The sequence below is a fragment of the Paenibacillus gorillae genome (assembly GCF_000513275.1).
Lineage (GTDB): Bacteria > Bacillota > Bacilli > Paenibacillales > Paenibacillaceae > Pristimantibacillus > Pristimantibacillus gorillae.
Genome location: NZ_CBVJ010000040.1, coordinates 1 through 20,761, shown reverse-complemented (window position 1 = coordinate 20,761; position 20,761 = coordinate 1). Strand labels below are relative to the sequence as shown.

The following is a 20,761-nucleotide window of genomic DNA, read 5'->3' as shown; positions in this document are numbered from 1 at the left end:
GGTGAGCAGCATGAATGTCAAACGCGGGATATGGAAGCATAGGTTCCTCGCCAGTGTAATGGCGCTGCTGTGCTTGACGGGCTGTTGGGATATGATCGAAGTGAACCAGCTGGCTATCGTCAATTTCGTCGGCATGGATCTGAACCCGGAGCAAGGCGGGAGTACGTTCTATTACCAGATTATTAATCCAACCGGGATTGCCGCGCAAAAAACGTCAGGCATCAATGCCCCGGTCTACACTTATAGCATACGTACGTCTGATTCGACGGAAAATCCGTCGAAGTTAACGGACGGTATTTCAAAAACGCCGTTTTTCGCTCACTATAATGCAATGGTTGTCACAGAGCGTGCAGCGAGGAAAGGGCTAGTTGACCAGCTTAATTTTTTGGAAAAACAGAATGATCGTCAATCGACGATTCCGCTGATTATAACGGATTCACCACTCCCGGCTATTATGAGAACGTATACCTCGCTGGAAAGACTGCCTGGGCGCAACGCCCGCTTGATTATCGATAATGGCACTTATCAGACGGGTGAAGCCAGTCCTCGCTCGCAGATCAAGCATGTGGCTGAGAATCTGGAGAGCACCATATTAACCGTGCTCCCCATCATTTCGCTCTCGGGGGAGGATGTCCCCAGCACCGATACGAAAAAATATGAAATGATCGACGCCAATAAAGGCAGCTTCTTACTGAAGGGAGGGGCGTTGATCAAGCAGGGTAAAATGATCGGGCGGCTGAAATCATCAGAGATGCCGTACTACAATTTGCTCAACGGGCAAATTCATATATTCCATCAGTCGGTTCCCTTGCATGAAGGACATGTCGATTTGCGAGTGGAGGATTTTACGGTCCAAAAAAAACTGGTGATGGAGGAGGGCAAGGCAGTATTGCGAGTTCATTTGAAAGCTGAAGTCCATATGGAGAACAATACACAGGATGTAAAGCTGGATGAAGCAAATCTGAGGGAAATCAAATCGCAGCTCGACAAGTTGATTCGGGAGAAGTGCGAGCGGCTATTTGCAAAAAGCAAAAAAAACAGCTGGGACATAATGGGTCTCGAAGCAATGATTAAGCAGAAGCGGGGGCAGCCTTGGGCGGAAGCAAAACGAAACCCGGAGAGCTGGAAAGAGACTCAGTTGGATGTGACCACCCAGTTCATTATCCAAACGTTTGGCAATACATTGGATCCGTATAAAACAAGGTGAGTGGTACATTGAAGGAGCACATAAGCGGTTGGCAGTTTTTCCTGATCACCGTTAACTATTCTCTTGGAACGGCTTTTTTCATCCGGCCGGGGAGCATGATCGCTTCTACGAAACAAGATGGATGGATGATTCCGCTGCTGGCTAGCGTCTTTATGCTTGCAGTGTTATGGATATGGCTGGGGATGGCAAAGGTATATCCCAATCTGAGTATCGTGCAGCTGGCTGTCGAAGTGGCGGGCAAGCCGATTGGCGGGTTTATTGCCCTGCTTTATATTTGGTACTTCATACAGACCTCAAGCTGGGTAACGCGCAATTTGGGTGATTTCATGAAGACGATTCTAATGCCAAATACGCCGATCACCGCGTTTCATATTATGTTTCTCGCCATAGCCTGTTACGCTGCCATAAAGGGTGTCGAGACTATTGCCAGAACGAGCGAAATATTAACCCCCTTCGTCATTTTCGTAATGCTAACCATCTATGTGTGCGCCTTGAAGGAGTGGGATTGGGGGAAGCTGGAGCCCATGTTTCAGAGCAGCTTTAATAAGCTTATGAAGGATACTGGACCCGTAATTGGTTTTCCCTATCTCGAGACGGTAACGATTATGATGCTCGCACCTCATGTCAAAAGCAGGTTGAAAACGGCGCTGCTCCTTGGCATGACGGTGACAACCCTGCTGTTGAGCGGCATCGTTTTGATAACAGTGGGGGTTCTGGGTGCCTCGCGCAGCTCACATCAAGTCTATCCTTTGTACACGATTGTGAAGGAGCTTCAGATTGCCGAATTTATCGAGAATCTGGAGTCTACAATCGTCATAAGCTGGACGATCTGGATTTTCCTTAAGCTCTGTATCGCTTACTACTGTGCTGTAATCGGCATTTGCCAGCTGTTTAAGCTTAAGAATAGGACGGGTGCCGCGATTCCGCTCATTTTCCTGATTGCAGGCATCGCCATTACTTTGAATGACAATGTCATTGGCAACATTGCGTGGGATAAACGTTATATTTTTCAGTATTCATGCTTCTACGGGATCGTGCTTCCGCTGTTGCTATGGATGCTCGGGAAGTTCAAGAAGCGAAAAAGAAAGGGACCGGCTGCATGATCAAATATATGTTGATGATTTCGGGAGGGCTGCTGATTGGTCTTATCTATTTGATCAGGACCCGCAAACCGATGAAGGAGATCGTCGTGTATCTGGTGCTGTCTCTATTTGCTCTGGTTAGCTGGTGGGATATTTTTAGCGGCCATTTATTCAACCCGAACCGGTGGATTGGCGGGATAATCACATGGATTGGTCTATAAGGCGGCTGAGCTTGCTGCCTATATAAAGAAACAGCTAGGGTAAGGAGTATCTCCTTGTTTCGGCTGTTTCTTTATGTTTGCGCCTATGAGAAAATGTAATTTGAGGGGGGATCCAAATGGACGTTATTCAGGCTATTACGAGGACGGAAAATCGAAAAACGCTCTACCATTTCACGAGAGCATCGAACTTGAACGCGATTGCCGCGCTGGACAAGCTGCTGCCGAGCGGTATAATCCGGCCCGAATTTAGCGGCGAGCGGCGGACGGAGCAAATACAGATCGAACACGAGGGCCTTGCTATGACGTTAAACGCTCATCTTCGAATTCCGGATAAAATGATGGATGTCTCCGTCAGCCAACAGCAATTCAGAGTGTTTCTGGATAGCCATGTGTTTTTCTGGCCGACCTTAAGGGACTGCAGAAAAATGCTGGATATGTATTCGAGAAGAGAACCGGAAGAAAGCTTCGCTGTGCTGGCATTCGATGCGCAGTCTTTGCTGCGGGCAAACGCCGGATCCATAATTTTTGACGAAATACGATTCAGGCAGCTCTCCAAGATTCCCGGACCGCTGCGGTTATAGGAAGAGTCTGAGTATCTTTTTACCGATAGAGCAGCTTGGTACCGTTAATCGGCATGATGTGCCTGTAAAGGTATCAGATATCAAGGAGGTATTAGTCGCGGGTGGAGTAACCTCGATCTCATTGCACCTGAAAGCCATGTATGCTGACCATCCCGGAACAGATATTCCGGAATATTGGAAGGCTCTGCACCAGCCGCTTTCGATGCTTGAGACGTCAGAGAATCGGGCGTAATCTGCATGATGATTACGGCCTGTACCTTCTGTGAGATGCATGGGACAGGTAGTCGTATCCGAACACTAAAGTTTAAGCGCTTTAATTTAATTATTGACAATTCAATTGCCGGGACACTACAATACGGTGTATGAAGCCAACAGCAGGCATAGACTGAACTTTTGTGATAGCGCATTCTTTTCGTCTGGGAGAGGAGGGACGCTACCGCTATTGCAATTGACTTTGTCATGCCATAAAGTTAAAGCGCTTAAATACATGCTTTCATCATCCATAGAGGCTTCCGTACCTATTCCATTGAAAGGCAGTGATGAATGATGATTATTCGTAAACCTGGCAAGCCTGCTACTATGCTGAGCGCTATTTTGTCCATCGCAGTAGTGCTCATGCTAATTCCTAGTGCAAGCGGTTATGCTGCTGCTGCCGGTTCCGCTTCCTCCGAGACGTCGCTTAGGCCGTTTCCGCAGCATATGACTTATGCCGCAGGCTCAATTAAACCGAACCATGTATCGCAGAAGAAAATGGACGCTGAAGTTGGCTTGCTTTACGATCAATTTAAGAAAAAGTACATAAAAGCCAATCCTTACGATGCCAGCCAATATTATGTCTGGTACAATGACGGCGGCTGGAACGACGATGCCATCACCGTGTCCGAAGCGCATGGCTACGGAATGATGATTACTGCCATTATGGCCGGACATGATCCGGAAGCGAAGAAGCTGTTCGACGGCATGTACCGTTACTTCCGCGCGCACCCAAGCACTCTGCATGCCGATCTGATGGCTTGGCAGCAAGCAGACCGGGACGGTGCTATTATTGACGTCAACGGAACGGATTCTGCAATCGACGGCGATATGGACATCGCCTACTCGCTGCTGCTTGCTGATAAACAGTGGGGCAGCAAAGGGACAATTGATTACCGGGGCGAAGCCGTCAAAGTGATCAATGCCATTATGGAGAGCGAGGTTCATCCTGAGCATTTCCATCTGCTGCTGGGCGATTGGGTGCTAGGCTCCGACAGTGATCCAAGCTTCAAGCCCGCTACCCGGCCTTCGGATTTCATGCTGCAGCACTTGAAGGAATTCCACAAGGCGACAGGCGATGATCGTTGGCTGAAAGTCATCTCGACTACGTATGGCATTATTAATGACCTGCATAAAAACTACAGCCCGAAAACCGGCCTGCTGCCGGACTTTGTCTACCGAGATGCTAAGGATGGCAAATATAAGCCGGTCTCTGAGTTCGAGTGGAAGACGGAAAGCGGACATTTCCTGGAGTCGGAATTCGACGGCGCTTACAACTATAATTCGTGCCGCACGCCATGGAGAATTACGTCTGATTATTTGCTGACAGGCGATAAAAGCGCCTATAATCAGCAGGCTTCATTAAACGCATTCGTTCAAAGCACGCATGATGATCCGAGCGCAATCTGGTCGGGTTATTCGCTTGATGGCAAGACAAAGTTGAGCGAGTGGGACGGCAATCTGGAGTTTACAGCTCCCCTCATGGTTGGCGCGATGATCGACAAGCGCAATCAGCAATGGTTGAACGACCTGTGGGATTACCATACGGAAGAAGCAAATTCCACAGCATTGGAATACCGCTATTACTACGGAAACTCGATTCGCTTGCTGAGCATGATCGTTGCTTCCGGTAACTGGTGGTCGCCTACAGGTATTGCATCAACCGACATTTCCGGTCACCCGGCTGAAGCGGCTATCCAGCAAGCGCTGGCTGCAGGCATCGTAAACGGCTATCCGAACGGTACTTTCAAGCCGGAGGAAGCGGTCACGCGTGCCGAGTTCACGGTAATGCTGGCGAAGACGCTTAAGCTGGACGGAGAAGGAGCAGCACTTGCTTTTGCCGATGCAGCTTCCATCGCACCATGGGCGTACCGCTCTGTTGCTCAGGTTGTGCAAGCAGGATGGACAGAAGGCGTATTTGTTGACGAGTTCCTTCCGAGTCAGAAGCTGACGAAGGGCGAAGCGGCTGCTATAATCGCTTTGGCAACGAAGACAGCAGCTGCGGAGGCGACAGATGCTAATGCCGCTGTGACCCGGGCGGATGCGGTTTCGCTGCTTCTTGCTTTGAAGAAATAGTGGTTTAACTGAGTTTAATAGCAGCAGCAAGAGCAGGAGTGCTCATCACCGTGAAGCAGCGGGGTGAGCACTCCTTTTCGGGTTCCATAACGAATTGAATTGACAATAATGCTTATAATGCGATAAATAGTATAATATTGTAATTTCATCAAATAGGGGACGTGAGAATGGAATGGAAAAGATACGGCTTCGTGCTTGTGCGTTAATTATTGAGAATGATGCGATTCTGCTTGTGGAGTTCAAGAATGATCATGACGATGGCGATGGCGTGCATTACAATCTGCCGGCTGGCGGTCTAGAGCCAGGGGAGACGCTCGTTGAAGCGGCTATACGGCCTCTTTCTGAATTGCCTTTTGTCGAGTTGTATCCGGAGATTAGTGGGGACATTATCGATTACTATAATGGCTCTGCCTATCGGAACTATGTGGAGGAACATGAGATTCAACTAGGCAAGCAAGCGCGTTAATAGAGCAGGATGAATTTTCAAGGAATAGACCGAACAGTATTGGCACACCATGTATGCCGCTTTATGCAGAAAAGGGAGGCGATGTTCGAATGAAGCTGCAGGATAACGAGACAAAGCCGTTGCTCTATAAACAGATGGTCGTAAAAGTTCTGGAGCTGATCAGAAGCCGAAAGCTAAGGCCGCATGATCCCGTACCGTCGGAGGGGGAATTGGCCAAGCTGTATGGGGTGAGCCGAATGACGGCCAAGCTTGCGTTCGATATTTTGGTCAAAGAGGATGTTGTCTACCGGCTGGCTCGCAGGGGAACCTTTTTATCTGCCGGATATGTGGAAGGAGTAGAGGAACTGGCGCTGCCGAGAATCACGCTACAACCCGAGCAGCCAGCTAAAAGAAAAATCGCAATGGTGTTTCCAAATATGGATGATTACACGGCGCGTATTATTGCTTCGGCGGAGCAAGAAGCCCGCAAGCTGAACTGCCAGCTGCTTATTCGGATTTCACTAGACAAGGAAGATGAGAGCGAATGTCTGCAAGAGCTGTACGAGGATCGGGTGGACGGCGTTATTTTATATCCGAGGGGACGTATGGCTTGTAGTGAGAAGGTGCTGGAGCTGAATCGGCTCCACTATCCGTTGGTCATTATCGATCGTATTTTTCGCGAGGTGCAGATTGATTGCGTCTACCACGATCATTATCAGGGTGCCTATAATCTGGTGCAATATCTAATCGGCAAGGGGCATAAGGAAATCGGTTATATCTCCATGTCATTCGATGGGGTGACAAGCCGCGAGGACCGATATAAAGGCTATTTACAGGCGCTACGGGACCATAAATTGACGGCCAATGAAGGATACGCTCTGCTGCATTGCTCTGAGGATTATATGAGCCGGCTGAGTGAGGTTAATCCGCAGCTAAAGGCTTTTATCGGAAAAAATTCTGCTCTGACCGCGGTTGTCTGCGCCGATGATTACTTGGCTACATCCTGTCTTTATACAGCTCTAAGTATGAATGTATCAGTACCGAATCAACTGTCAGTTATCGGTTTTTCCGATATTCAATTATCCAGTCTGCTGCCGATTCCGCTTACGACTGCAAGGCAGACGACCGAGCAGATTGGACAAGCTGCGATTAATCTTCTGTTCAAGCGAATGGACAAATCGAGAGAAGGGGCGGTCACGATAAAAGTAAAGACATCGATCATTGAACGAAGCTCTGTCAAAACGATTGGTTGAATATGTCAATGACATACCCTAACATTTGATTTGTGCTGCCGGCAGCATGCGGAAAGTGAAGGGAGGGCTTAATTTGAAAGCGCTAACATGACGGGGTTGAACGATATGTCAGGCAAGGCAAGCTGTTAGCAAGTGAAATCTAAAAACGAAATGAGGAGCTCGATTATGAAAATATTCAAGTTGTTTGTTTTAGTTTCACTATTGGCCTTAACTGCACCTGCATTTACGTTCATAACGCCTGCGGACGCTGCAGGACAGTCACCTGTAACCGCCTACAGAGACGGGAATTTTACCGGTGTAACGCAAGATTTCGAGACGGGTCTGTACAATGTAGATCAGATTGGCACCGTGGGCAACGACAAGATTTCCTCGCTTCGGATTGCACCAGGATACAGAGTCACCTTGTACAAGGATTATAATTTCTCCGGTTCCTCCAGAGTTTTGTATGCGGATACGGCCTGGCTGGAGGATTTCAACGATGAGACTTCCAGTATGAAAGTCGAACTTATCGGCGCGGCTCGCATGCCGGTTACTGCTTACACGAATTCGCCATACGGCGGGCTGGAGCAGGCTTTCGGTGTAGGCAATTATGATTGGGCGGAGCTTCAAGCCGGAGTAGGCAATGATTCGATCTCCTCGATTCGGGTCGCACCGGGCTACAAGGTTACGCTATACAAAAACGCCAATTTCTCTGGCGCTTCCAAAGTGCTGACGGCAGATGCGATTTATGTGGGCGGCGACTTTAACGATGCGGTGTCGAGCTTGAAGGTAGAGGCCATTTCACCACTGGATGCGACAAGCGTAGCCGTTCCGAACAATGCCTACAGCGATGCTTCCAAACGCCAGCTGCTGGAAACGTTCGCTCCGAGAATTTGGATGGCACAAGGAGAATCATACTTCCCGTCCTCCGTCGAATTTACTTTCCCGCATGTTGACCGTTACTTGAATGCTAGCTCCGGCAAGTATGAAATCAAGACAAAGACGCCGCTGGACCCGTATACACTCAAGCTTCCTTATTTCTCGGGTGATTTGGCTAATGCACCAATTTATGCTTTCTGGGTCGAGAAGGATTACAACAATGTGGACATGGTGTTCTTCCAGTTCAGTCCTTATGACTTAGGGAAAACGGTCTTCGGCACAGAGGTTGGCGATCACGTCGGCGATTGGGAGCGAATTACGGTCCGTCTGGCAAAGTTCGTCGACAATAATACGAACTACTTGAAGCCGGTTCAAGTTTTTTATGGCGCACATTCCTTTGGCACCGCTTACAACTGGGATGAAGTGACGAAAATCAATCAAACGCATCCGGTAGGATACACTGCATTCGGTTCTCACGGGATGTGGAAGGACGCAGGCACTCATGTGTATCAGGAGCTTGTCGTCACCCAACTGACGGATGTAACGAATCAGGGTACGGCTTGGGATACTTGGAACAACGTTCAAGCGTTCCAGTACTATCCGCATTTGTCGACAGGCAACGGACTAGGAAATCCTTGGCCGACTTGGCTGGATAAAGATTATACGAATCCGAACAGCGATGCGGTCTACCGGTTCGGCAACCCGGCACAAGGCTCATTCTTCGGCCAGCCGCTGCTTGCAGGCGGACCAACGGGACCTCAGGAAAAAGGCGCTTTGACGAATGATGTCGTTCTAGACTAAAGGTTGGCGTTGGATAGGAAAGATCGGAAAATCTGAACGATACGAAGCCATATTTTACGGAGGCAGGACAACGAATGAATAGCAATAGAACGGTTCACGTCGTCTTCAAAACGCATTTGGATATCGGATTTACACATTTGGCTGCCCATGTGCTGAAGCAATATAAAGAGGAATATATTCCGAAAGCTATTGCGCTCGCCGAGCAGCTGGAAGCGGAGGGCGGAGCTGCGCGCTTCGTGTGGACGACAGGCTCGTGGCTGATTCGCCATTATTTGGATCATGCCTCGCCAGACGAGAAACAAGCGATGGAAAAGGCGATAAGAAGCGGGCATATTGCTTGGCACGGTTTGCCCTTTACGATGCATACGGAGCTGCTGGACCCCCAGCTGCTCCTGTATGGCTTGTCGATCAGCAAGGAGCTCGACCAGCAGTTCGGCAAGACGACCATCGCCGCCAAAATGACCGACGTGCCAGGTCATACGCTGTCTATGGTTCCTTATATGAGCGCAGCAGGCATTCAATATATGCATCTTGGCGTCAATCCCGCATCCAAACGTCCTGACGTTCCAAGGCTGTTCCGCTGGCAAGCGGAGGACGGCAGTGAGATCATCGTGAATTATGCAGGCAGCTATGGAGAGGCAGTAGAGGTGGAAGGAATGGACGATATTCTTTTGTTTGCCCATACCGGTGACAATTGCGGTCCGCCAAGCGCCGAGGAGATTCAGGAGCAATTCCGCGACATTCAGAGCAAATATCCCGACGCGAACATTGTTGCCTCTACGCTTGATGCATTCGCAAGGCGTCTTACTCAAGTGCGTGAGAAGCTGCCTGTATTACGGGAAGAAATCGGCGATACCTGGATTCATGGAGCCGGCACGGACCCCTATAAGGTTGCCGGTCTGCGGGAGCTTCTGCGCTTGCGCAAGGGATGGATTGAAAGCGGGAGAATGACGGCAGAGAGCTCCGAATACAAAGGGATGAGCGATGCGCTGCTGCTCGTCACCGAACATACATGGGGATTAGACGTAAAGAAATGGCTGCCTGATTTCCGGAATTATGCCAAAGCCGATTTCAATCAAGCGCGTGCTTCCGACGAGATTGATCTCCATGATATGCCGGCCAAATTCGGATATATTGGAGCTTTCGCGATGAATGAGTTCGATCTTCATTCCAGCGGATTGTTCACGGCTGAGCAAAGCCGGCGCACCTATTCGAGAATCGAGAGCTCTTGGGCGGAGCAGCGGGCTTACTTGGAGCAAGCCGTGTCCTGTCTGAAGGATAACAAGCAGAGGGAAGCGATTCAGGCATTAGCGCAGTTGAAGCCGTCGCCATTACCTCAAGCGGCTGATGAAGAATCTATAAGCGCAGGTGAAATCTATCAGACGTGCAGAGGCTATCAATTGGCCTTCTCCGAGCAAGGGGCTATCGTCCACTTAAGCGATGAGCAGGGCAAAGTATGGGTGGATGCCGACCATCCATTTGGCGAGTATAGCTATGAGACGTTCGGTACGGAGGACTATGCGCGATATTTCCGCACCTATATGCAAAACCTGCCGGTGACACATCCATGGGCGGATGCCGATTTCAGCAAGCCGGGATTTGAATTTGTTCGTCCTTTGCCAAGCTATCAATCGGTCAAACCGATCGTCTCTTCCATGCACAGAACGCGCGGAGACATGGAGGACCGCTACATGATCAGAATGAGAATGCCAGCCCATGCTTATGAGAGCTATGGAGCACCACGTGAGCTGGAGATCGAGTATACGTTCCGGCATCGGAGCGGGATTATTGACATCTGTCTGCAATGGTTTGATAAGGATGCCAATCGTTTACCGGAAGCGAGCTGGTTCAGCTGCGGTTTGAACGTGGACAATCCGAACAACTGGCATATGGATAAGCTTGGTTACGGGATCTCGCCGCTTCATGTGGCAAAAGGCGGTAATCGAAATCTTCACGCCTTGGGACAGGGCGTGTTCTATGAAGGTACTGACGGCTGGGCTAAGCTTGAGACGCTGGACGCTGCATTAGCCGCCCCCGCCAGCAGGAGACTGCTGCAGTTCGATCAATCCTTCGCATCCATGGAGGGCGGCTGGCATTTCAATCTGCACAATAATATCTGGGGAACCAACTTTCCGATGTGGTACGGGGAGGATGCAAAGTTCCGTTTCCGGCTGCATTTGAAGTCCAACACTATGTAGCTTTAGTGTGAAATATACCAATATCCAAAATGTCAATAGAAAAATAAATATTTACAAAATCTTAACATTAGGTATTGATTACCTGATATATCCAATGTATTATACAAATAAAGCGTTTTCATTAAGCGCTTACATTTTTACAAGAGGATTAAACCGGTTTAATCATCATGAGATTGTCAACCTACATAATCAAGGATTTAGCAACATCCGCTTTTAAACCGGTTTAACCACAGAGACAGAGGTTTTACAGGTTCCAAGATGTCAATTCAACTTTGGAGGGGTTAATTTGAAACGTAGCAAAATGATGTTGATGCTGCTCGTTGTGATCGCAGTGATTGCCGCAGGATGTACGAACGGCAACTCCACGCCGAAAGCAACGGACAAACCGGCAGAAACGGTCGTACCTGTCGACAACAACCAACCAGGAGCCAAGGAAGCTCCAGCACTCGCCGCACTTGTGAAAGACGGCAAGCTGCCGAAGCTGGAAGATCGGATGCCGGTAGCGGCAGATATCAAAGTCGAAGATGTTGTTGAAGAAATCGGCCAATACGGCGGTGACTGGAAAATGCCTTGGAACGGTCCTTCCGACAAATGGGGCGTAGGCCAGCCAACGGAGGAAGCACTTTTCCGTTTCAACAAAGAAGGCAACAAAGTTGAACCGAACGTAGCCAAAGGCTATGAGGTTAACGAAGATTCGACGGTCTTTACGATTCACCTTCGTGAAGGCATGAAGTGGTCGGACGGCGTGCCGTTCACGACTGACGACGTTATCTTCTACTGGGAGCACATGCTGAAGAAAGAAACGTTCGGCAAAAAAATCTATGACGCTTACTACTCGGTAGATCCGGTAACGGGCGAAAAAGCATTAGCCGAAGTGAAAAAGGTTGATAACTACACCTTCACCGTTACGCACAAATATCCAAGCGTACAGTTCTTGGAGCGTGTAGCCATCGACAATAAATGGTTCTTCGCACCGAAGCATTTCCACGAGACAATTCTTCCTGAATTCGTAGGCGATGCGAAAACGCTGGAAATTACGAAATCATGGGGCTACGAGGATCCAAAGGTATTCTTGGTAGAAACCGGCTACTATGATTGGCTGCACAAAGAAATCCCGACGCTGAGAGCGTGGATGCCGACAACGGATCCGAACAGCGACCAATTCGTTATGGAACGCAACCCTTACTTCTGGAAGACAGATGCTGAAGGTCACCAGCTTCCATACATCGATCGCATCGTAGCGACGAAGATTCAAGATCCAAGTCAAAAAGTGCTGGGCACATTGGCTGGCGACTACAACTTGGTTACTTTCGACGCTAGAGACTTTACGGTTCTGAAGGAAAACGAGAAAAAAGGCAACTACCGCATCATTCCTTGGACGCAGCCGGCTTGGAGCAGCGCAGGCATCCAATTGAACCAAACGACGCCAGATCCGAACCTGCGCAAGCTGTTCCAGGATATCCGCTTCAGAGAAGCATTGTCCATCGGCGTAAATCGCGTAGAAATTTCCGAGATCGTAACGAACGGATTGGGCGAGACGGTTCAAGCTTCCGTACCGGAAGGTGTAATGGGTTATCAAGAGGGCTGGAAAGATCAATGGACAGAATTTAATCCGGAGCGCGCCAATCAAATTCTCGACGAGCTTGGATTGACGAAGCGAGACAAAGACAATTTCCGTATGAATGCGGACGGCTCAGAGCTGACGCTCACTGTCATTGAGTCCAGCACGGATTCTGCACCATTCCTGGAACTGTTGAAAAAGTATTTTGAAGATATGGGCTTGAAAACGAACTTGAAGGTAGTGGACGGCGGTACGCACTTCGATATGAAATATGCGAACCAAATTCCAATCACGACTGAAAATATCTCGGTAGCGAACGTAGCGTTCCGTCCGGATACACTCGTACCGCTTCGCGTTATTACGCCTTGGTTCGGACACTACGGTCTGTACTCGCAATCGGGCGGTAAAGAAGGCGTGAAGCCGGAAGGCGACGTTGCCAAAATTCTCGAGTATTGGGATAAAATCAAAGCGAGCAAAACGCAAGAGGAAATCGATCAATACGCAGACGAGATCGTTAAGCTTCATATGAAAAACCAATGGGTTATCGGCTACGCAGGTCCTACGCCTGTACTGATTGCTGCATCGAACAATCTTCATAACATTCCTGGAAAAATGATTTGGGCAGATGAATATCGTTCTTTGGGTCATGGTCATCCATCGCAATTCTTCATTAAATAAGCAGATGCTTTAAATGACGGCGGCAATGGCGGGGAAGCAGCTTCCCTGCCATTGCCGCAATAAGATTGAGCTAGTAGCGGAGAGGAACGGATATGAGATGCTTCAATATATAATAAGACGAATTCTGTTGGTCATACCCGTTGTTATATTTATTTCCTTTATTGTCTTCTACATCATTCAGCTTCCGCCAGGCGATTACGTATCCAGCTATTCCGCAAAAATGTCGGCAGCAGGGGACGTCATGACGCAGGCAGAAATGGATGAAATGAGATCGAATTTAGGTTTGGACCGTCCAGTGTATGAACAGTACTTCGTATGGATGAAAAAAAGTCGTACTGCATGGAGACTTCGGCTTCTCGTTCAACTACAATAAGCCGGTCCTGGCAGTCGTGAAGCAATACATGGGATTAACCTTAGTTGTGTCATTAGTTACGATGGTCTTCCAATATCTCGTAGCGATTCCGGTCGGAATCTATACGGCTGTAAAGCAATATTCACCAGGCGATTATTTCTTCTCCGGATTAAGCTTTATTGGAATGGCCACGCCTAACTTTCTGCTTGCCATCATCTTAATGTTCTTATCCTATACCTGGTTTGGCGATCCATTACTCGGCTTGTTCTCCAACGAGTACGTTAATGCGCCATGGTCAATGGACAAAGTTATTGATTTGGCGAAGCATTTGGTCATTCCGGTCATCGTTATTGGTCTGGCGAGCACTGCCGACCTGATCCGGGTCATGAGGGGGCAAATGCTCGATGAATTGAACAAGCCCAACGTCGTGACAGCGAGAGCGAAAGGCGTATCTGAAACCAAGATTTTGCTCAAATACCCGACGCGCGCCGCTTTGAATCCAATTGTGAGTACGTTCGGCTGGTCGTTGTCCTCTGTTTTCACAGGGTCGACCATTACCGCTATCGTATTGAACTTGCCGATTCAAGGGCCGGTTATGTACAATGCCTTGCTCGGACAGGATATGTACCTTGCAGGTTCATGGCTCTTGTTCATGGCGCTGTTAACTGTCCTCGGAACGCTGATTTCAGATATTTTACTAGCATGGCTGGATCCAAAAATTCGTACAGAATTCAGGGGAAATTAATACGATGAGAACATTACCTGCATTCAAGAGAAACACGTCGGAAACCACTCGTCCTAAAGCAGAAAAAGATGCAAATTACAGCTCGCAATGGCAGCTGATGTATCTTCGATTCAAAAAACATAAGCTAGCGCGTATCAGCTTATTCATATTGTCTGCCCTGTATATCATCGCGTTGCTCGCACAGTTCATTGCACCCTACGGGCTGCAAAGCTATGACAGCAAATACGTCAATGTACCGCCAATGGGCTTGAGATTCGTGGATGCGGACGGTAAGTTTCATATTCGGCCGTTCGTCTATGAGCTGAAGTCGGAACGTGATCCGGAGACGATGCGGAAAGTATTCGTTCCCGATACGGAAAAACGGCATAACCTGAAGTTCTTCGTCAAGGGCGAAGAGTACAAGTTCCTAGGCACGTTCAAAACTTCGATTCATTTAATCGGTGTGAATGAACCGGGACGTGTGTTCCTGTTAGGAACGGACGGCATGGGAAGAGACCTGTTTTCCCGGATTGTACTGGGAAGTCAAATCTCTCTTAGTATTCCGCTCGTTGGCGTAGGCATCAGCTTCGTTCTCGGCTTGATTATCGGGGGCATCTCCGGTTATTTCGGAGGCTGGCTCGATTCATTTATTCAACGCATTATTGAAATTATTCGCTCTTTCCCGACGCTTCCGCTTTGGATGGCGCTGTCTGCTGCCATACCGCCGCGAATACCCGTCGTCACGATGTATTTGTATATCGTAATTATCTTCGCCTTTATCGGCTGGACCGACCTCGCGAGGGTTGTGCGGGGCAAGTTCATTTCACTTAAAAATGAAGATTATGTCGTAGCAGCGAAAATTGCCGGCGTCAGCGATACTAAGATCATTGTTAAGCACTTGCTGCCTGGCTTTATCAGCTATTTGGTTGTGGCAACGACGCTTGCCATTCCTGGCATGATTCTTGCTGAGACGGCAATGAGCTTCCTCGGACTTGGTATTCGTTCGCCTGCAACAAGCTGGGGCGTACTGCTGCAAGAGGCTCAGAAGATTGAGAACGTCGCTTTGTATCCTTGGAAGCTGTTCCCGCTCGGCATCGTCGTTTTGACGGTATTAACTTATAACTTCCTTGGCGACGGCTTGCGTGATGCTGCCGATCCTTACAAGAAATAAATTCGTATAAATAAATGGCAAGCGAGGGGATAGCATGACGACTCAAGCTGCTCAGAAAGAGCAACCTTTATTGTCCGTTCAGAACTTGAGCATCAAGATCAAAATGGACAATGGGACCATGAACGCGGTAGACGGGGTCGATTTCGAGATTCATAAAGGCAAAACGTTAGGCTTGGTTGGAGAATCCGGCTGTGGTAAAAGTCTTACAAGCCGTTCGATTATTAGCATTAATCCGAAAGAATGCGAAACAACTGGAGAAATCGTATATAACTCGGACTCGGAAGCCTGGCTTAATCAGCTCAACCTATTGTCGCTCAAACCGGCGGGCAAGCAAATCCGTTCCATTCGCGGCCGGAAAATCGCAATGATCTTCCAGGAGCCGATGACCGCTTTCTCGCCGATGTATACGATCGGCAATCAAATGATGGAAGCGATTCGCATTCATCGTACGAAAAACAAAAAAGAAGCGAAAAAAATCGCGCTTGAAATGCTTGCCAAGGTGGGCATCTCCGATCAGGAGAAACGCTTCGACCAGTATCCGCATGAATTTTCCGGCGGGATGCGGCAGCGGGCGATGATCTCGATGGCTCTGTCCTGTAATCCGGAAATCCTCATTGCCGATGAGCCGACGACAGCGCTTGATGTAACCATTCAGGCACAAGTGCTGGAATTGATGAAAAAACTGCAGTCCGAGTTCGGAATGGCGATTCTGCTCGTTACGCATGACTTGGGTATCATTGCACAAATGTGCGACGAGGTTGCCGTCATGTACTTGGGTAAGATCGTCGAGCAGGCACCTGTAAAAGAAATCTTCGCGAATCCGAAGCATCCTTATACTAAAGGGCTGATGAAATCGATGCCGCGACTGGGCGGCGGCAAGACGAAACGACTGGACTCTATCGAAGGATCGGTTCCGATTCCAATCGATATGCCGCCAATGTGCGGGTTCTATGACCGCTGCAAGGATCGAATTGAAGGCGTTTGCAATATGAGTGCCGTGCCGAAGACCCGGATTTCCGATCAGCATTCCGTCCGATGCTTCCTGTACTCGGACCAGCGTGAAGGAGAATCGCAATGACCAAACCAAAGCCTATACTAGATATCGTGAATATGAACAAGGATTTCCAAGGGAAATCCAAAACTACGATCTTTAAAAAACCAGCTCCAGTACGAGTGCTGAATGATATCTCCTTCGAGCTTATCGAAGGAGAGACGCTCAGTATCGTCGGCGAGTCCGGCTGCGGGAAGACGACGCTGGGCCGTTGTATCGTAAGGGGGATGAGTCCTTCTTCCGGACAGGTTCTCTATCATACCGAGGACGGGCAGCAAATCGATTTCCTGAAGCTGAAGGGAAAAGGCTCCAAAACGTACCGCAGAGAAATTCAAATGATTTTCCAAGATCCATATTCCTCCCTTAGCCCTCGGATGAGCGTATTCGATATCATCTCTGAGCCGCTAATCGCCAACTTTAAGCTTAGCAAAGCGGAGGTTGAGGAGAAGGTTACGGAAATTGCAGCGAAGACGGGGTTGAACGTAAGCTATTTACGGCGTTACCCGCATGCATTCTCCGGCGGACAACGTCAGCGGATCGCTATTGCAAGAGCGCTTATTACACAGCCGCGGCTGATTGTATGCGATGAGGCCGTATCGGCGCTTGACGTATCGATTCAAGCGCAAATTATAAATTTGCTGAAGGATTTGCAGGACCAATACAAGATCACATATATTTTCATCTCGCATGATTTGTCAATCGTACAGAACATCTCGGACCGGGTAGCGGTCATGCATTTGGGTCGCATCGTGGAACTGGCCACAAGTGAATCGTTATTCGGCGAGCCAAAGCACCCGTATACCGAAGCTTTGATGTCCGCCGTACCGCAGCCCGATCCCGATTACAAAAAAAGCCGGATTATACTAGAGGGAGAGGTGCCGAACCCGGCAAATCCGCCTAGCGGCTGCCATTTTCATCCAAGATGCGCATATCGCACTGAAAAATGTGTGAAAGAAGTTCCCGAGTTGCGCGAAGTAGGCTATAATCATTTCACAGCCTGTCATTACGCGGAGGAATTAAAGCTGAAGGGCGTTCATAGCGAACTCGCAAATTAGGGGACCAGGTTTAGCATGCCGTGAGAGGATGTTAATACAGAGATGGCAAAAATCGATGATGTCGCTCGTCTGGCGGGCGTCTCAAAAGGTACGGTTTCGAATGTATTCAGCCAGAAAAGACCAACCAGCAAAATCGTAAGGGAAAAAGTGCTGCAAGTTTCCCGGGAATTGAATTATGTTCCAAACCATATTGCAAGAAGCTTGGTTACTAAGAAAACAATGGCGATCGGGCTGACGATCCCGCATGGCAATTTCTTTTTCAGCGTATTCCATAATCAATTTATTAACGGCGTTGTGCTGGAGGCTTCTATTTACGGCTATCGCGTCCTGCTGGACATGATTCCTGTTGAGGAGGTCAAGACTCCGTCGCTAGCCAGCTATCCAATCGATGGCGCTATTGTGCTCGGTCCTACGGAAGAGGATGAACGTATCGATCTGCTGCATCAGAATCAAGTGCCATTCGTTACAGTTGGCAAGATTATTAATGAAGGCTTGTACGACGCGACAACGGTCAACAATGATAATGACCAGATTATGCGGGATATATGCGACTATTTGATCGGGTTTGGGCATCGCAATATGATGTTTCTTAACGCCGGGAGGCACAGCACCGTTTCCATCGAAAGAACGGAAGGGTTCGTCCGGGCACTTCAGAAGCATGAAATTGAACTGCAGCCGCATATGGTACATTATAAGCCCGGCATTCATTCCGACCAGTATATGACGTATGGCTACGATGAAACGATCCGGATTCTGGGTGAGCGCAAGGAACGGGTAACGGCCATCATCGCTGATGATGACCGTACGGCCTTCAGCGTAATGAATGCCATTAATGAGCTGGGCTACAGCGTCCCCGATGATATTTCGCTATTCGTTATTTGCGGCGATTTGTCGATGATGCATCAAGTAACGCCATCTCTGACTGGTATGGACTTGCAGCCTTCGGAACTGGGGGCGCAATCGGTCAAGCAGCTCATGCATAAGCTAGGAGTGCTGGAGGGCGAATACCCGGACAACTGTATCGTTAGCAGTACTATTATTGAAAGAAGCTCTTGTTCACCGGTATATAGCCGGAATGAGAGTGTTTCAACGTAAAAGAGGCGAAAGGGCATGACAGCATTTATTGAATTTATCTGTAATTTCTTTACTCAGTTTGAAATTTATTTTCGTATTCTAATCAGCGCCATACTTGGACTGCTGATCGGGTTTGACCGGACTCATAAGCATAAACCTGCTGGTGTAAAAACGTATACGTTCGTAACGGTCGCTTCTGCGCTTATTACAATCATTTCGATTGAGAGCGTGGCGGTATACGGACATATGCATGACCGGACGATGATGGACCCCATGCGTTTGACGGCTCAAATTGTTTCCGGTCTCGGCTTTCTTGGAGCCGGTCTCATTATGAAGACCGGGTTCGAAGTAAAAGGCCTGACTTCAGCGGCGATGATTTTATTCGCGGGCGGGGTTGGCATCGGTATCGGAGCGGGTTTCTACGGCATCGTTATTTTCACAATCGTTACGGCCTTCTTCTTTATTCGGGTAGGCGGTTGGATTGAGAAGAAAGAGCATGACCGGCTCCATGCGAAAGATGATATTGATCTATCGGCTTAGCCGGAGGAATCCTGGTTACTGAAAAATGTGCTTGCTGCGCTTTTTCGGTAACCGGGATTTTTTTTATATATTGACATAATAGCAGGCTATGGTTATTATTTCCATAAAGTATGTATGTTGAAATGAGGCAGCAAAATGAATGATGTGATATGGAAACAACCTCATCATCATGAAAGGCGTTAACACGTTCCTACAAGACTAGGGATGGGTTAACGCTATTCGCGTTTCCCATCCTGCGATATAGAACGCGCAGGACCAATGGGTCTTGCGCGTTTTTTATTTAGGCACAAAAAGAGAATGGAGGATTAGTCGAATGGCAATCATGACCGATACGAAAGGAAATGTTTTTTTGGAATTTGTACAAGTCGAAGAGGATCAGCTTGAGGTTGCTGTACTGGATGGTGAGGCCCCGTTAACACATGCTTTAATTGTAGTGGAATATCAGGATAAGCACCTGCTCTTGCTCAATAAGTGGAGGAATAGCTGGGAATTGCCTGGAGGTATTATTGAAGCAGGGGAGACAGCCAGGCAATGTGTAATTAGAGAATTGTATGAAGAAACCAATCAAATGATTACGGAAGTCAGCTTTAAAGGGTTAATGAAATTTAGGCTGCAGCCTAGCTTTCATGGCCCGGAGAGGACAGAGTATGGTGCCTTATTTGCAGGCCGGTTAAATCAGCTGGATGATTTTGTTGAGAATGAGGAAGCGAAGGCGATTATTTTGTGGGACGGTATATTAGACATTGGAGAGATTGCAGAGATAGATAGGAAATTGATTGAGTTTGCTTAAAAATAACATTGTGACGTAGTGGGATAAGCGGTTTTACTTTCTCTTTCAAAAGGTATAGTTCTGACATTACAGTTGGGATTTTACCTCGTAACGATGCAGTAGGGTTATCCTATAATATGGTACTATTAGTATGTATAGGTAGGGATTCAATTGTAAAAGGGGATTGACATGACAGATCCAGTATTCGGAAAACAGATAGAGTCACAATTAAAGCTACTAAGTGAAATTAGTACACTTTGCGCAACTGTTGATTGCAGGTTTTGGTTGCGTGGCGGATGGGCAATTGATTTTTTACTCGGGAATGTCACCCGTCCACATGACGATATTGACTTGATAACATGGATACAAAACAGGGAGGAGCTAGAATGCGCTCTTGCAGAAGCCGGTTATGAACAGACTCCTGTAAAAGAGCAGTTTCATGGGAGACAGTCTGATTTTCGTAAAGATGACGTAGACATTACGTTTGGTTACATTACCAATACCAATGATGGAAGCATTATTATGAATGACTTGCCAGAGTGGGTATGGCGAGACGATTCGTTGTTACAACAAAGCTTTATGTTAAATGGATCATCGGCTCAAGTCTTACATCCGAGACAACTTTTGGAGGAAAAGGAGGTTTACAAAAAAATTGGCAGGAAACCTCGACTCAAGGATGAAGTTAGTAGAAATATATTGCATCGAATAATAGCAGAGTTAAATTGACCGTTAGTGAAAAATACACAGTATAATTTGTGGTCAAACTGTACTTTGTTTTAGATACTTTACAGATTTATATCAGTAGGGGCAAA

20 protein-coding genes are annotated in these 20,761 nt (G+C 48.0%); all 20 read left to right on the top strand.

Annotated elements, in window-relative coordinates; translation table 11 throughout:
• Positions 1–10: 10 nt before the first annotated feature.
• Complete coding sequence (locus TY10_RS07570) at positions 11–1,207, top strand: Ger(x)C family spore germination protein (RefSeq protein WP_042162195.1); 1,197 nt, start codon at positions 11–13, stop codon at positions 1,205–1,207.
• Positions 1,208–1,215: 8 nt separating this feature from the next.
• On the top strand, positions 1,216–2,310 hold the full coding sequence (locus TY10_RS07565; protein WP_155985763.1) for a GerAB/ArcD/ProY family transporter: 1,095 nt from the start codon (positions 1,216–1,218) through the stop codon (positions 2,308–2,310).
• A complete protein-coding gene (locus tag TY10_RS07560) occupies positions 2,307–2,510 on the top strand; it encodes a hypothetical protein (RefSeq protein WP_042162193.1) in 204 nt (67 codons plus the stop codon). The genes TY10_RS07565 and TY10_RS07560 overlap by 4 nt, the downstream gene beginning before the upstream one ends.
• Positions 2,511–2,626: 116 nt before the next feature.
• Positions 2,627–3,091: a DUF7002 family protein gene (locus TY10_RS07555; RefSeq protein WP_042162190.1), complete on the top strand. Its 465-nt coding sequence runs from the start codon at positions 2,627–2,629 to the stop codon at positions 3,089–3,091.
• Positions 3,036–3,323: a DUF7002 family protein gene (locus TY10_RS32490; protein WP_420329387.1), complete on the top strand. Its 288-nt coding sequence runs from the start codon at positions 3,036–3,038 to the stop codon at positions 3,321–3,323. The genes TY10_RS07555 and TY10_RS32490 overlap by 56 nt, the downstream gene beginning before the upstream one ends.
• 311 nt (positions 3,324–3,634) lie before the next feature.
• Positions 3,635–5,419 (top strand): glycosyl hydrolase family 8, encoded by a 1,785-nt coding sequence (locus TY10_RS07550; RefSeq protein WP_081735154.1) that lies wholly within the window; start codon positions 3,635–3,637, stop codon positions 5,417–5,419.
• A 172-nt stretch (positions 5,420–5,591) separates the two neighbouring features.
• The gene (locus TY10_RS07545) at positions 5,592–5,885 is read left to right on the top strand and encodes an NUDIX domain-containing protein (protein ID WP_042162188.1); all 294 of its coding nucleotides are present in this window, start codon (positions 5,592–5,594) and stop codon (positions 5,883–5,885) included.
• An 89-nt stretch (positions 5,886–5,974) separates the two neighbouring features.
• On the top strand, positions 5,975–7,117 hold the full coding sequence (locus TY10_RS07540; protein ID WP_042162187.1) for a GntR family transcriptional regulator: 1,143 nt from the start codon (positions 5,975–5,977) through the stop codon (positions 7,115–7,117).
• A gap of 165 nt (positions 7,118–7,282) precedes the next feature.
• Positions 7,283–8,776: a Vps62-related protein gene (locus TY10_RS28735; protein WP_052350426.1), complete on the top strand. Its 1,494-nt coding sequence runs from the start codon at positions 7,283–7,285 to the stop codon at positions 8,774–8,776.
• Between the two features lie 74 nt (positions 8,777–8,850).
• Positions 8,851–10,974 (top strand): DUF5054 domain-containing protein, encoded by a 2,124-nt coding sequence (locus TY10_RS07530; protein WP_042162184.1) that lies wholly within the window; start codon positions 8,851–8,853, stop codon positions 10,972–10,974.
• A 286-nt stretch (positions 10,975–11,260) separates the two neighbouring features.
• Positions 11,261–13,213 (top strand): ABC transporter substrate-binding protein, encoded by a 1,953-nt coding sequence (locus TY10_RS07525; protein ID WP_042162182.1) that lies wholly within the window; start codon positions 11,261–11,263, stop codon positions 13,211–13,213.
• A 13-nt stretch (positions 13,214–13,226) separates the two neighbouring features.
• Positions 13,227–13,586: an ABC transporter permease family protein gene (locus TY10_RS31385; protein WP_238327504.1), complete on the top strand. Its 360-nt coding sequence runs from the start codon at positions 13,227–13,229 to the stop codon at positions 13,584–13,586.
• Positions 13,587–13,632: 46 nt separating this feature from the next.
• Positions 13,633–14,310 carry an ABC transporter permease gene (locus TY10_RS07520; RefSeq protein ID WP_238327503.1) on the top strand — a complete coding sequence of 226 codons (678 nt, stop codon included), beginning with the start codon at positions 13,633–13,635 and terminating at the stop codon, positions 14,308–14,310.
• 4 nt (positions 14,311–14,314) lie between these two features.
• Positions 14,315–15,460, top strand: a complete 1,146-nt coding sequence (locus TY10_RS07515; RefSeq protein WP_042162180.1) for an ABC transporter permease — start codon at positions 14,315–14,317, stop codon at positions 15,458–15,460.
• A gap of 34 nt (positions 15,461–15,494) precedes the next feature.
• A complete protein-coding gene (locus TY10_RS07510; protein ID WP_042162178.1) occupies positions 15,495–16,538 on the top strand; it encodes an ABC transporter ATP-binding protein in 1,044 nt (347 codons plus the stop codon).
• A complete protein-coding gene (locus tag TY10_RS07505) occupies positions 16,535–17,566 on the top strand; it encodes an ABC transporter ATP-binding protein (protein WP_042162176.1) in 1,032 nt (343 codons plus the stop codon). The genes TY10_RS07510 and TY10_RS07505 overlap by 4 nt, the downstream gene beginning before the upstream one ends.
• 42 nt (positions 17,567–17,608) lie before the next feature.
• Complete coding sequence (locus tag TY10_RS07500) at positions 17,609–18,661, top strand: LacI family DNA-binding transcriptional regulator (RefSeq protein ID WP_052350425.1); 1,053 nt, start codon at positions 17,609–17,611, stop codon at positions 18,659–18,661.
• 15 nt (positions 18,662–18,676) lie between these two features.
• Positions 18,677–19,180: an MgtC/SapB family protein gene (locus TY10_RS07495; protein WP_155985760.1), complete on the top strand. Its 504-nt coding sequence runs from the start codon at positions 18,677–18,679 to the stop codon at positions 19,178–19,180.
• 313 nt (positions 19,181–19,493) lie between these two features.
• Positions 19,494–19,970: an NUDIX domain-containing protein gene (locus TY10_RS07490; RefSeq protein ID WP_042162174.1), complete on the top strand. Its 477-nt coding sequence runs from the start codon at positions 19,494–19,496 to the stop codon at positions 19,968–19,970.
• 168 nt (positions 19,971–20,138) lie between these two features.
• A complete protein-coding gene (locus TY10_RS07485; protein WP_042162171.1) occupies positions 20,139–20,675 on the top strand; it encodes a nucleotidyltransferase domain-containing protein in 537 nt (178 codons plus the stop codon).
• The last annotated feature ends 86 nt before the right edge of the window (positions 20,676–20,761 follow it).